This window comes from Neobacillus novalis NBRC 102450 (genome assembly GCF_001591805.1).
GTDB lineage: Bacteria > Bacillota > Bacilli > Bacillales > Cytobacillaceae > Neobacillus > Neobacillus novalis.
In genome coordinates, this window is sequence record NZ_BCVP01000015.1 from 1 (window position 1) to 13625 (window position 13625).

General features: G+C 39.3%; 13 protein-coding genes and 1 pseudogene. 9 read left to right on the forward strand and 5 right to left on the reverse strand.

What is annotated here, in order from left to right:
* Positions 1-219: 219 nt before the first annotated feature.
* A pseudogene (locus tag BANVL01_RS12070) lies at positions 220-909 on the reverse strand (CsxC family protein); the annotation flags it as partial.
* A 1424-nt stretch (positions 910-2333) separates the two neighbouring features.
* Here BANVL01_RS12070 and BANVL01_RS12075 point away from each other — a divergent pair.
* From BANVL01_RS12075 to arsC, 3 genes are all read left to right on the forward strand, one after another.
* Positions 2334-2639 carry an ArsR/SmtB family transcription factor gene (locus BANVL01_RS12075; protein WP_066091776.1) on the forward strand — a complete coding sequence of 102 codons (306 nt, stop codon included), beginning with the start codon at positions 2334-2336 and terminating at the stop codon, positions 2637-2639.
* Between the two features lie 91 nt (positions 2640-2730).
* Positions 2731-3393 (forward strand): MIP/aquaporin family protein, encoded by a 663-nt coding sequence (locus BANVL01_RS12080; protein ID WP_066091773.1) that lies wholly within the window; start codon positions 2731-2733, stop codon positions 3391-3393.
* The gene (arsC, locus tag BANVL01_RS12085) at positions 3386-3805 is read left to right on the forward strand and encodes an arsenate reductase (thioredoxin) (protein ID WP_066091770.1); all 420 of its coding nucleotides are present in this window, start codon (positions 3386-3388) and stop codon (positions 3803-3805) included. The genes BANVL01_RS12080 and arsC overlap by 8 nt, the downstream gene beginning before the upstream one ends.
* 51 nt (positions 3806-3856) lie before the next feature.
* On the opposite strand, the gene BANVL01_RS12090 is transcribed toward arsC, so the two are convergent.
* The 4 genes from BANVL01_RS12090 to BANVL01_RS12105 form a co-directional block, all read right to left on the reverse strand.
* On the reverse strand, positions 3857-5068 hold the full coding sequence (locus tag BANVL01_RS12090; protein WP_066091766.1) for an MFS transporter: 1212 nt from the start codon (positions 5066-5068) through the stop codon (positions 3857-3859).
* 83 nt (positions 5069-5151) lie between these two features.
* Positions 5152-5730, reverse strand: a complete 579-nt coding sequence (locus BANVL01_RS12095; protein WP_066091763.1) for a DUF2087 domain-containing protein — start codon at positions 5728-5730, stop codon at positions 5152-5154.
* A 146-nt stretch (positions 5731-5876) separates the two neighbouring features.
* Complete coding sequence (locus tag BANVL01_RS12100) at positions 5877-6935, reverse strand: ABC transporter permease (protein WP_066091760.1); 1059 nt, start codon at positions 6933-6935, stop codon at positions 5877-5879.
* Positions 6932-7657, reverse strand: a complete 726-nt coding sequence (locus BANVL01_RS12105) for an ABC transporter ATP-binding protein (RefSeq protein WP_066091757.1) — start codon at positions 7655-7657, stop codon at positions 6932-6934. Before BANVL01_RS12105 ends, BANVL01_RS12100 begins: the two co-directional genes overlap by 4 nt.
* Positions 7658-7940: 283 nt before the next feature.
* Here BANVL01_RS12105 and BANVL01_RS12110 point away from each other — a divergent pair, with 283 nt between their 5' ends.
* From BANVL01_RS12110 to BANVL01_RS12135, 6 genes are all read left to right on the forward strand, one after another.
* Positions 7941-8534, forward strand: coding sequence for a putative ABC transporter permease (locus BANVL01_RS12110; RefSeq protein WP_066091754.1), 594 nt, complete (start codon positions 7941-7943; stop codon positions 8532-8534).
* Between the two features lie 186 nt (positions 8535-8720).
* A complete protein-coding gene (locus tag BANVL01_RS12115) occupies positions 8721-9419 on the forward strand; it encodes a response regulator transcription factor (protein WP_066096914.1) in 699 nt (232 codons plus the stop codon).
* 4 nt (positions 9420-9423) lie between these two features.
* Entirely contained in the window at positions 9424-10788 is a 1365-nt protein-coding gene (locus BANVL01_RS12120; protein ID WP_066091753.1) for a HAMP domain-containing sensor histidine kinase, read from the forward strand.
* A complete protein-coding gene (locus tag BANVL01_RS12125) occupies positions 10785-11477 on the forward strand; it encodes a polysaccharide deacetylase family protein (RefSeq protein WP_066091750.1) in 693 nt (230 codons plus the stop codon). The genes BANVL01_RS12120 and BANVL01_RS12125 overlap by 4 nt, the downstream gene beginning before the upstream one ends.
* Before the next feature lie 7 nt (positions 11478-11484).
* Positions 11485-12093: a DedA family protein gene (locus BANVL01_RS12130; RefSeq protein ID WP_066091747.1), complete on the forward strand. Its 609-nt coding sequence runs from the start codon at positions 11485-11487 to the stop codon at positions 12091-12093.
* A gap of 167 nt (positions 12094-12260) precedes the next feature.
* Complete coding sequence (locus tag BANVL01_RS12135) at positions 12261-13439, forward strand: MGDG synthase family glycosyltransferase (protein WP_066091744.1); 1179 nt, start codon at positions 12261-12263, stop codon at positions 13437-13439.
* Positions 13440-13625: the final 186 nt, after the last annotated feature.

Genomic DNA, 13625 nt, shown 5'->3' on the forward strand with positions numbered 1-13625 from the left:
AGTAGCACCGGTTGCGCCAGTATCGCCGGTTGCACCTGTAGCACCTGTAGCGCCAGTAGCGCCGGTAGCACCGGTAGGTCCACCGGAAGGACCCGTAGCACCGGTAGCACCAGTAGCACCAGTATCGCCAGTAGCACCGGTAGCACCGGTATCGCCCGTAGCACCAGTAGCGCCAGTAGCGCCTGTAGCACCAGTTGGACCAGTAGTTCCAGTGATACCTATTTGTTGAGTTTGTAATACTTTTACAGTAAGATCCATAACGATTTTCTCGCGCAAGGTGCTAAATGCTGCTTCAGGGTCTACAAAAGTTGGGGAGAAATCAAGTTCAAAGAAATTAGCAGAAACTAACTCACCAAAAGGCTGTTCATTATAATTGACGAAATTTTGAAAGAAAAATTTATCTAATCGTGGGACTAGACCATTTTGCTCATTAAGGAAGTTAGATTTGTTGTCTACCGAAACACTGAAAATTGGTGGATTAAGGAATGTTGTAAGGTCTGAAAAACCAGAAAATGGAACATCGGCAATTCGATCCTGGAGTGGTGCATTACAATCAGCTGTAGCATATTCAATATTCTTACGAATAAATCCAGATACAATTAATTTAGCTCTTGTTACGTTGAAAAAGTCAGATCCGTCAATAGGTGCAAATGCAACAGGAACAAGTTTTACCTGATTTAGAAATACATTTTTCACCACACGCTTTATTTCTGTTGCTGCTGGAGAAAGTGGAATATCAGCTTCTACAACAATTTGCAAGGTTGGTTCTGCTAATACAACTGGTGTTTTAATGGTTGGGGTAACACTTTTTGAAAGTGTAGTGTTTAATGGGATCAGTTCTGTTGATGATACGGGACAAGCCGGGTCAAATGCTTGGTTAGTGCTGTTAGTTTTTTTGTTATCACTCATAAAATTCACTCCTTATTTTTATTTTAACTACTTAACTAGTGTATTCATTCATAGAGAAAAGGACAGGGTAACTGTAATAGTCAATTTGCTCTTTTTTTAAAATTTGGTTCCTTTTTTTGAGAGTAGAATACTTTCTTCATTATTTACTTGATTTCATAGTGAACATAACGTATGTCATGTTCACTAGAAATAATAAAAGGGGATTGGACATCTGTTAATATAAATATGAAATTGAGAAACTACCCTTGTTGCGTTAAAAACCTTGGTACGACTAATCTGAGATTTATGAAATTGATTCATTTATAAAAAGAATAGACTTAATAATAAAGTAATTATTAAATGAAGAAGAAATATTCGGAATTGTACGCCTTGAAAATTCCTAATATTGAAACTATACCCTTATAATTATTGAGGTTACAGAGCTAAGTAAATGACGCGTGCATTATCTAATAATTAGAAAAACATATAAAAAGCAAAAGACATCATTAATAAGATGCCTTTTGCTTTTTATTGCTCATTAATTCAAAGTAAACAAACTTGATAAAGTCGGTTTACGTATTAACTACTACGATTAATATGGTACGGTTATTCTCCAATTTAAGGAGATAAGGTAAATACTTAACTACCACTTGCTTTATATTCTAAAACAAGGTGTGGTAATGCCAGCCGCAGACATTTTAGGCCTTACAAACATTATATTCGCAAAATAATTCCAGCCATTTTGTTGTAAAAGGGAGATGAAGAAGGATTTCTTCAAAATTAATTGAATTAATTTAGCACAAAGGTACGCATTTCTATTAATAGGGGCGATTATATGGCTGAATATGTAGTTAATCTGAATCCCAATTTTGATGACTTAGAAGATTTCGAAGAAGAGAATAATAATTTGTGTAGGGTAATAATATTAGATAGAAAACATGGTAAAAAATTTAAAATCCTTCAAATTATAGAGTACAACTGCAATTAAGTCGTGATGGACTTTAAGGACTTAGAAAAGAGTTAATAAGATTTGCTCATAAATACGACAATGGTGAGTGCCATCATTTAATGCCATCAAAAAGTGAGCATTTTTCACAAACATTAGAAATTGTGTCAATACCAGATAGTTGTGAACATGTAATTGGATGTGCTAATTTTGACACTATAGATAAATATTTAGAAGACGATTAGTACATTCTTGAACTTTACAGGGTTTATGTTAAGTAGAAAGGCTACTTAGGTAGCTTTTTTTATGTTTGTTTATATTCGGACCAGGTCATCATTTCTCTATAATGATGGCCTTTAAAGTTTGAAAAAAGAAAAAAGATATTAGTTTTTATACTTGAATAATCTTTTAGATGTTTTACAAAAAATTAATAATAGTTAACTTGCGGTTTTTATATAAGTGAATTATTATATAAGTAAACGCTTATTAAGTGAAGGGGATGACTTTTTTGGAGAATCTTGAAATAATGGCGAAACAGTTAAAAGCTGTGAGTGATCCTAATCGTTTAAAGCTGTTGGCTTGTCTTAAAAAAGGGGAAGTATGTGCTTGTGATTTTGTTGATGTGTTAAATATTTCTCAACCTGCTGTCAGTCAACAATTGAAAAAGTTAAAAGAAGCAGGAATCATTGTCGAAAGACCAGCAGGAACATGGAAGCATTATCGATTAAATGATGTGCAACAACCGTATATTCAGACCATTATTGACCATTTGGATGAGATTTCATTCATACGTTGCGACTGTTAATCGCTTGTGATACTTTTTTAGTCAAGACGTGCGAGGTATAGATAGATCCTGTTTTGCGTCAAGAATTTTCATCATCAAGGGGATTAAAACAATGAAAGAAAAGCTTATAAGTGAATTTTTAGGAACCTATTTTCTTGTTTTTGCCGGGACAGGTGCAGTAGTAATAGATACTATGACGAAAAGTTTAACACATGTTGGCGTAGCCATTACATTCGGGCTAGTTGTAATGGCATTAATTTACACGTTCGGTCACATCTCAGGTGCACATTTTAACCCTGCAGTTACCATTGGATTTTTAATTCATAAGGATATTACTAAAAAGGAAGCCGTTTATTATATTTTTACACAAATAATTGCAGGGATTGCAGCTAGTCTCACCTTATTTCCTTTATTTGGAAATGTAGCATCATTAGGTACTACCCTACCAAGCGGTACATGGTCTCAATCGTTTGTTTTAGAATTCATCCTTACATTTTTCTTAATGTTTGTTATTTTTGGAGCTGCTGTTCATGGTAAAGCAGCAAAACCCTTTGCAGGAATAGCAATTGGGGCAACAGTGGGGTTAGAAGCGATGTTTGGTGGTCCCATTAGTGGTGCCTCGATGAATCCAGCAAGATCGATTGGTCCAGCAATCGTATCAGGAACACTTCAACATTTATGGGTGTATATTATTGCGACTATTTTAGGGGCCATGTGTGCGGCAATCATTTATAAATTAATAGACGATACAAAAAGGAGCGAGCAACATGTCTAAAAAAACTCTTTATTTTTTATGTACAGGAAACTCATGTCGAAGCCAAATGGCTGAAGGTTGGGCAAAGAATTATTTAGGTAATGAGTGGGAAGTACGCAGTGCCGGCATTGAAGCACACGGGTTGAACCCCAATGCTGTAAAGGCGATGAAAGAAGCTGGAATTGATATTTCAAATCATACTTCTGATATTATTGAACCTGTATATTTAAACAACGCAGATTTAGTTGTCACGCTATGTGGTGACGCTGCTGACAAATGCCCAATTACCCCGCCAAAAGTAAAACGAGTGCATTGGGGATTTGATGACCCAGCAAAAGCACAAGGAACAGATGAGGAAAAATGGGCATTCTTTCAGCGTGTCCGTGATGAAATTGGAAATAGAATCAAGCGATTTAGTGAAACAGGAGAATAATACAACCAAAAACCAAGAGTCATTCTTTAAAAAGGGGAAGAGAGGTCCCATTCAAATGGTACCTCTCTTTCGATATGATTTGGTTGAAATGGTTACCATTAGGAAAATGGCAACAAGAATATAGGCAATACCTCCAAGCAGACCCAAGGAACGGGGTGTGAGGTATTGGAGTGCGGATCCGGATAAAAACATAGACATTCCCAAAATGGTGTTTGAGATTGTTGCCAGTAGCCCAAACATGGTTCCTTGATGCTCCTCGGGAATTTCCTTCATGAGAGTGGTGTCGAAGCACGTATTTCCAATCCCGGACATAAACGCAGCACCACAGAATATAAGCAGTGCGAAAACCACTAAATGTGTTCGGCTTAATAAGACTAGAAATACCCCTTCAAGCAATAGACATACTAAACCTGTAACAAGGAAATTTTTTCGTAGTTGATTGGCGACTGAAAAGCTTAACATTAAACCAATCCCTAAGGCACCATAAAAAAGACCTACCCCAACATCTCCAAGCTGAAACTCATTAATCGCATAGACGCTGATTAGAACATTATCAATTCCATTCATAGAAGCAATTAATATCTCACATAAAAGAAGGATTTGAACCGGTACAGACATCAAGATTACCTTTTTGAAGGTTGAGATTGGACTTTCCTTATTGGACTCATCTACTTTTTCTATGTTTTTATTTTTGGGAAACGTAATAGTCGAGATGATGGCTCCAGCTCCTAAAAATGAAACTGCATTTAACCAAAATGTCACACCAGCCCCAAAAATAGCTGAAACGATTCCACCTGAAATGGCTCCAATGATTAAAACAATCCCGACCATGACTTGCTCCAAACTATTCACTTTCACAAGATGCTCTTTGCTCACGAGCCCAGCTATGCCCGATTTTCTTGCCGGTCCATAAATAGCTTCTCCTGAAGCCAAAATAAACGAACTACAATAGACAATCCAGAGATCCTCCTTACTGTGAACAAAAAGGAAAGATAAGGCTACCGCAACTCTAATAAGGTCAGTTGTGACTAATATTGTTTTTCGCGAAAATCGATCTACCAGCCTTCCCACTATTGGTCCAAAAAATAATGAGGGCACCAGCCGAATGGCTAGAGTCGTTCCCACCGCCAAGCCTGACCCTGTTACATGCAAAAGCATAGCTAACACAGCTACGGAACTAAAGCGGTCGCCAATCCCATTCACAATTCCAGCTAGAAATAATCTCCGATATTGTTTTTCTTCCTTTAAAAATGAAATACCCATATCTATCACCTTCTTTTACATATATCTAATTTTATATTCATCTAATTAGTTGGGTAAAAAAAACGGGTGCCGGCTGACACCCTTTAACTCAACCACCATAACTCAACCGGATTTAACTCATATTGATTGTTTTCTCGGTACATATATTGGCACATAATCAGTTCGCGTCTTAATGTTGCATAATCCTCATGATAATGCTTTAAATATTCATTGATTTCTTTCTCTTGATAGACTTTTCCGAATTCCAATCCTTTGATCATATGAGCTAGTACCACAAGCTTTTTCTTTCTTTGTGCAGGGTAGTTTTTCAGTTTCCCATCTTTCGTGAAGAAATTATTGATAATAGCTGATCGTTCCTCTTCAGTAACCGACATTTCCATTTTTGCATCACCTCCTGTTCCAACAGATAAAATGCCCTTAGCACTCATTTCTAATATTTTTGTATTAAGAGAAAAATAGATCGTATTTTTATCACGGCGTTCTTTAATAAGTCCAACCTCACGCAGCTTCGTCATATGGTGTGTAATCGTTGGCGGCTTAAGCCCTAACGTCTCAGCAATCGCTTGCCCATTCAAAGGACCTTGCTTTAGCAAGGCAATAATCCGAATCCGTGTCAGATCACCTAATGCTTTATGGAATTCAACAATTTTGTTTAACTGCATTCGTTCATTCACCTACTTTTGTATTTATCTAATTAGATACTAATCGAATCCGATTTAATAAGCAAGGGGTAAATATGATTTTTTTAATACAGACATGCCAAATAAATGAAGCCAAAGGATTTCCTATCCTTTGGCTTCATTTATGCTTATAATTTTCGATATTTTTTCAAAGCCAAGATATTAAGTACAATGAAGATGGCAGCGAAAATAACTAAGGCGAAGAGATCGCCGCTGATTTCGCTTAAGCTGGCTCCTTTATACATAACGCCCTTTAAGGCGTCCCCTGCATAATACATTGGGATAATCCTCGCGACTGCCTGTAACCAATTGGCCATCCCTTCAAGCGGGAAGATCCCGGCAAAAAATATTTGTGGAATAACCGCTATCGGGATAAATTGTATCATTTGAAATTCTGAAGCCGCAAAGGTCGATAACAGAATCCCTAAAGAAAGTGCTACCAGAGCGAGCAGCAAGTTAATCAATACCACATTCCAAATCGAGCCGGCAAGCACGATGTCTAATACATTGATTGCATAAAAGACGACAATCAGCGTTTGAATGACAGCGAATATTCCATAACCAACCAAGTAGGCTGTAACAATTTCTACTCTTCGAATTGGCGTCGACAATAACCTTTCCAATGTGCCGGTCGTCCGCTCACGTAATAGGCCAATCCCCGAAATAATAAACACAAAGAAGAAGACGAAGAATCCTACTAAAATCGGGCTTAAGACATCAAAAAAGACAGTATCCGCATTACCGTAAACATAGTTTACATCGATACTTGTTGGTGTTATAGTTGGCGCTGGTCCAGAACTTTTCATCATCATCTTGAATTGGAACTCGGCAGCAACCACCTGATTGACCTTCATTTGCAGCACTTTCGCTTTTGAAGGGTCGTCATTTAGCAGCGTCAATTTCATTATCCCATTTTCATGATTAAGCAAACCGTCGAGGTCTTCATTAACCACTGTCTTATTTGTTACATTTTCAAATTGTTTTACGTTAATGTCCGCCTTTTTCAATGCTTCCACCAAATTACTGTCCACACCTGAGACGCCTAATTTGGGATCAACTGTATTGCCATTAAATAAAAAGTACATCAGCGTTAAAATTAAGAGCGGAGCCACAAACATTAATGCTAAAGTCCGTTTATCACGAAGCAATTGCTGGCAGATTCTTTTGATTAATGCCGTCATTCTCATGCCTGTTTCACCCCTGCTTTCAGGAATACCTCATCAAAATCGTCTGTTTCGTATAACGCTTTTAACTCACTTGGCGAACCGCTGGTTAAAATGCGGCCATCGCGGACCATGGCGACATAATCACATTTCACTGCCTCATCCATCACGTGTGTGGTCACGATAATCGTTTTTCCTTCTTCATTTTTCAATCGTAAAAACTCTTTCCAAATTGATAATTTTAATTCGGGGTCAATTCCCACAGTCGGTTCATCTAATATTAAAATCTTCGGATCTTGAATCAGTGCGATTGCCAGGGATAAGCGTCGTTTCATTCCGCCTGAATAGGCCGCTACGCGCTTCTTTAGGTCCGCCGTCAGGTTTACTAAGCTGGCCACGTAAGCAAGCCGCTTTTTCTGCGCTTCCTTATTTAAGCCAAAAAGTGAAGCAAAAAACTTCAGATTCTCCTCACCTGTTAACTCAACATAGAGGGCGTCCGATTGCGCCATATAACCGATTTCCTGGAGTAAGCCAAGGTTGGGCATTTTTTGATTTAATACATGAATCGATCCGGTATCTGCCTTTTCCATGCCAACAATCATTTTGACAAGCGTGGTTTTCCCTGCCCCTGAAGGTCCGATTAACCCGAATAATTGACCTTTCGGGATTGTTAAGTTAACACCACTCAAAACGGGCTTTTTACCATAGCTTTTATTGACATCTTCTACTTTAATTGTTGGATCCATTCCCATTCCTCCTCTAGAGATGCTTCTACTTTAATTTTACAGCTCCAGACGATTTTAACAATAAACAAATTGGTGTTTTCTGTTTATTAATTCAAAATAAGAACGAAAAAATGTGTGTTAAAAGTAGGTTTGGCGGAATCACACCTATAGCCGGTACCCAATAAGGATCAGTTTCTAGGGCCCTCTAATTTTCGTGTTTTTTTGGAGAATTTATGCATATCTGGAAAACGATCGGTTAAACCTATAATGGTAAATTTTCCAATCTATAAAAGGTGGTTTAGCCATGATTATTAGCTTGCTGAATAGTATTGAGTTTCAAAATCCGGGGATTTTTAATGTGGAAGGAGCGGCGGCCATCGTTTTTTATTTCACGCTGTATTCGTTTATGGGCTGGCTGCTCGAAAACAGCTACAGCTTCTTCACAAAACGGGTATTTTTCAAACCCAATTTTTTGTGGGGGCCATTTAAACCGATGTATGGCTTTGCCCCTATCCTCCTGGTCTATTTAATACCGGCGAACACACATTTGGCGGTTGTGGCCGTGCTTTGCTTTTTCATTCCGACGATTGTGGAATATGTGAGCGGTGCTTTGCTACAGAAATTATTCAACCGCCAGTGGTGGGATTACTCCGACACCCCAATGCAGCTGCACGGTCATATTTGTTTGCCCTTTTCTCTTTGCTGGGGTGTCCTCGCCATCATTTGTGTACAATGGATCCATCCGGCCCTCACTGCTTTCTATGGAGCAATCGCGCCTTTTTGGGCATGGATTTGGGCTGTGGCAGGGTTATACTTCCTTGCCGACCTCGCCTTAGCGACACGAAGACACTCATTAAAGGACCTCATTACCGATGAATCATCAAACCCAATTCAATAACAGCGCTACGACAACAGTAAAAACTCCTACGCTTCTTTAAAGCCGAAGGAGTTTTCGTATTGAAATAGATTAAATTTCTATGAAAAAAAGAAATATAAGGATAAATAATGCTACATTGAAGGGGAGCGTTTTACGCAACTAGTTGGAATGGGCATCTTGAGAGAGATTCATAAAGGAGCGATCATCTTGAAACAGCGAATTTTGGTAGTAGAGGATGAAAAACAAATCGCCAAGATTTTAAAGCTTGAACTCGAGTATGAAGGCTATGAGGTCGTGGTTGCCTATGACGGCAAGTCAGGGCTGCAATCAGCCTTGAGCGAAAAACTGGATTTAATCCTATTAGATGTCATGCTTCCTGAAATGAACGGCATTGAGGTATTAAGAAGAATACGCAAAGTAAATACACTGATCCCTGTTATTTTACTAACCGCCCGTAACATGACGATGGACAAGGTGGCAGGTCTCGACCAGGGGGCCAATGATTATATCACCAAGCCATTTGAAATCGAGGAATTATTGGCGAGAATTCGCTCTTGTCTACGGCAGAATTCCATTGCTGTTAAGGCATCACAAGCGGAGGATTCCGTATTAACAATTAGGGACCTAACCGTCAATCTTGAGACGAGAGAGGTAACAAGGGGTGAGGCTTCGATTACGTTAACCCCGAAGGAATTTGATTTGCTCGTGTATTTACTGGCCAATAAAAATAAAATCGTCACGAGGGACAATATTCTTTTTCATGTTTGGGGCTATGAATATGAAGGGGAAACAAATGTCATTGATGTATTTATCAGACATTTACGCAAAAAAATTGAAGAAGGCTTTTCAGATCCAACGATTATTCAGACTGTTAGGGGAATCGGTTATACAGTCAGGGAGAATTAAATAAATGAAGATAACGACAAAAATTAATCTAATCACGACGACCTGGATCATTTGTGTGCTAATAGCGGTCAATGCAGTGGTCTTTTTTTCTTTTATGAAAATTACCGTAAATATGGAAGATGATGAACTGCTGCAAAAGGCAAGTGTGTTAATAAAGGAGCTCAACAAGGAGACCTCCGCTGCCGGCACGAAGGAGAATTTAACTCCATACCTTGCGAACCATTCCTATATTCGGGTCATCAATCCCGATTCAAAAATTGTCAATCAAGTAACCAATGATCCGCCGATGGCAGCGAAAATAAAGGCGGAATTTGCCGCTAAAAAAGGAACTGACCGGCTGACGATTAGACTAAAGAATAAAGAAGAACAAATTGGGATTGTCAGGGTGCCAATCCAAAAAAATGGACAGGTTGTCGGCACGCTAGAGTTTGGCAAGAAATTAGCCGGCTTGGAATTAGGAAAGGACTTATTACTGTCGATCCTTGCCTTTTGTACCGTCCTTGGAGCAGTTCTATCACTGCTTGGGGGCAGGTGGCTCTCCAATCTGATTATGAGGCCGATCTCTAATATGATTAACACGATGGAGGATATTGAGCAAAGCGGGATCCCGAAGAAAATTGATATTCAACTTGAAACAAAAGACGAACTGCAGAAATTGGCTGTCACCTTTAATCGAATGATTGGGCGGCTAGAGAGGAACTTGGAAAACCAAAAGCAGTTTATCTCCGATGCCTCGCATGAATTAAAAACCCCGCTTACCGTTATTAAAAGCTATGCAGATCTTTTGCTTAGACGGGGACTGCAAAATGAAGCGGTTGCCCACGATGCAATCGAATCGATTCATTCAGAAGCAACAAGGATTCAAAAAATGACCGAACGGTTTCTCGACCTCGCTGATACCGAATCGGGCAATCTGTTAGAAACAAAGAAAATCAATTTAGTCTCTTTATGCGAGAATATAGGCAAACAACTGCAAGCTGCCTATAAGCGGATGATTGACCTCCATGTTAATGAAGCCTCCATTACCGTGGTCGCGGATGAAGTAAAGCTCAAACAGGCAATTATTATTTTAATCGATAACGCCATCAAGTACAGTATGGACAAAGTAGACGTTTATTTAGAGGACTCTGAAATAGGGACCAGTATTATCGTAAAAGATTATGGGATTGGTGTACCCGAGGGGGAACTCGAAAATATCTTTGAACGTTTTTACCGGGTTGATAAGGCGAGAAGCCGGGAGACGGGCGGAACCGGGCTCGGCTTGGCGATTGCCAAAAACATCATCAAGCAGCACCAGGGGGAAATAAAAATAAGAAGTACGGAGGGAGTAGGAACGGAGGCAGAGCTGTTCTTACCAAAAAGGAAATGATCAAACTAGTAATCATAGCTTTCATTTTATTATTGATGCTTATTCTTGTTTATGCAGTATTGCCAACAGTGCTGATTCGTATTGGCAATCTGGGCATAAGCAAACGGACGAGAACAGAAGCAATCGCAATCACATTTGATGACGGTCCCAATCCGGAATACACACCACAGCTGTTAGATCTTTTAAAAAAGCATGATGTGAAGGCGAGCTTTTTTGTGGTCGGTGCTAAGGTGAAAAAGTATCCCGAAATCATTAAACGCATGAATGAGGAGGGGCATACGATTGGCATCCATCATTATCAACATATTTCAAGCTGGATTCTCTCGCCCTATCAATTAAAAAAACAGCTTCAAATGACGGAGCTGGCCATCATGGAATGTACGAATGAGAAGGTCATGTTTTACCGGCCGCCATGGGGACATTTTAATCTTGTCAGCCTGCTGCTGAGTAAACGATATAAGATCGTTCTCTGGTCGCATATCTTCGGCGATTGGAAAGAAGCAAAGGGAAAACATGGTTTAACGGAGCAATTACGGCTAGCAACAGAACCAGGTTCGATTCTATTGCTTCATGACTGCGGGGAAACGCTTGGTGCGGACAAGTCTGCGCCCGGCTATATGCTTAAGAGCTTGGAAATCTATTTACAGGAAAATAGGGGAACTAAATTTATCACATTAAAAGATAGATGAGGCCATTATGAATGTTGATACGATTGTAAATTATATTGAGATTTATGGATACGCCGTCATTTTCCTGTTTTTATTCTTTGGGATTGTCGGCATTCCTGCCCCCGAAGAATCGCTGCTGTTTTTAATCGGCGTCTTGAGTGTCCATCACAGGCTCTCATTAGAATTAGCGATGATTTCTTCGATTCTTGGCGCCTTTGTCGGCATGCTGACAGCTTATAGCTGCGGACGATACGCAGGCTCCCCATTTATCAAAAAATACGGCAAGTATGTTGGAATTACAAATGAACGCTTGGAAAAAGTAAGCACTAAATATACAACAAACGCCCGTAAAACAATCTTGCTGGGTTTTTATCTGCCGGGACTGCGCCAGATAAGCCCATACTTTGCCGGGATTACTAACATTCCCTTTCAGCGCTTTTTTATCTTTTCACTAATAGGCACACTTCTTTGGGTCATTCCGTTTATTTTGGCAGGATATTTTGCGGGCAAAGTATTTAATATTAATCCCGCCTATGTCCCTTATTTAGGAATAATCTTACTCTTCATCTTTATCCTCTATGTTTTAATAAAGTATATAAAAAGGAAGAAAACGGAATCAACAAATAGACCAACGTAGACAAAAACCCGATAGCAGTTGTTCGGGTTTTTGTATTGTAAAAAAACGCTGAAACCAAGATTAAAAATCAATTAAAAACCTCGTTTTTCCAGAAAATAGTGATACAGTTGACAAGGAGAAATCATCTTTTCTAGGAACGATTTCTAAAAGAACAGGAGATGAAACAAATGAAAAAGATTCTGTTTTTACCACTGTTACAAATGCAGTCAGGGCATCACCAAGTCGCTGAGGCAATCATGGACTTATTAAAAAATCATACAGACGATATTATTTTTAAAAAAATTGACTTATTAAGTTATACCAATAAATCGCTAGAAAAAATGATTACGAATGGCTACTTAAAATGGATTCGCTATGCGCCGGAATCCTATAATCTCGCCTATAAAAGCTTTTTTTACGTCCCGCCTGCCAAAGGTCATTCCTTTAAATGGTATCAACCGCTGTTTTTGAAAAAAATGGAGCAATTGCTGGCGGAGGAGAAACCGGATTTAATCGTTTGTACGCACGCCTTCCCTTCCAATTTGCTCAGCAAGTTAAAAATGAAGGGGAAATGTGACGTCCCGGTCATTAACGTGTATACCGATTTCTTTATTAATAGTATTTGGGGAAGAGAGGGAATTGATGCTCATTTTGTTCCAAGTCAGCATGTAAAGGAACACCTGCTTAAGAAGTATCAAATTCCAAAACAACGGCTGTTTGTCACAGGAATTCCTGTTCATGAAAGGATTACCAAGAACGACGTTAGGAAAAAGACCAACAACCTGCGTCCGCAAGTTTTAATCGCCGGGGGAAATAGCGGGTTGGGCGGGATTGCTAAGCTGGCGGATGAGTTAAAATGCTCCACCCAGATAGATTATTTAGTCCTATGCGGCAAGAATCGGAAACTATATGAGGAAATTCGCTCATGGGATTTAGCACATATTAAGCCATTGCCCTATCTTTCCTCAAGGATCGAAATGAACACGATCTATGAAGCGGTCGATGCGATTATGACCAAACCAGGCGGTGTCACCGTGAGTGAGGCCCTGAAGAAGCGGCTGCCGATCTTTGTTCATTCCATGCTTCCCGGTCAGGAGGAAATTAATTTACATCATTTAAAGGACAAAGAGCTTGCCTTTGAACTTGAACAGAAACTGCCATTGGAAAAACAATTGCTCGCTGTTTTGCAGGATGCTGGCAAAATGAAGCGCTGGGAGCAGGCCGTCGATGCCTATCAGCAGGGGATTGAGCTTGATCATCCGGAATCAATCGTTGATGCCATCAAAGTCATTCTCGACCAAGAGACAAGCCGTATTCAATCAGCAGTTAGCAGCCAGCAAAAAGTCCTTCATAGTGCAGGTGCCTAATGGTATTTCAGAAAGCAAAAGGAAGAAGAGCCAGTGTATAAGGTTCTTCTTCTTTTCATATCTGTCACTAATCGATAGGATCTTAACTTGATTTGGCTATTGTGATTTGTCTATGCACCCCATTTTTTCAATATGAAATTTCTGTGAATTTATAGAGTTTGTTTGTGTTATAAAAAGGGAAACAAT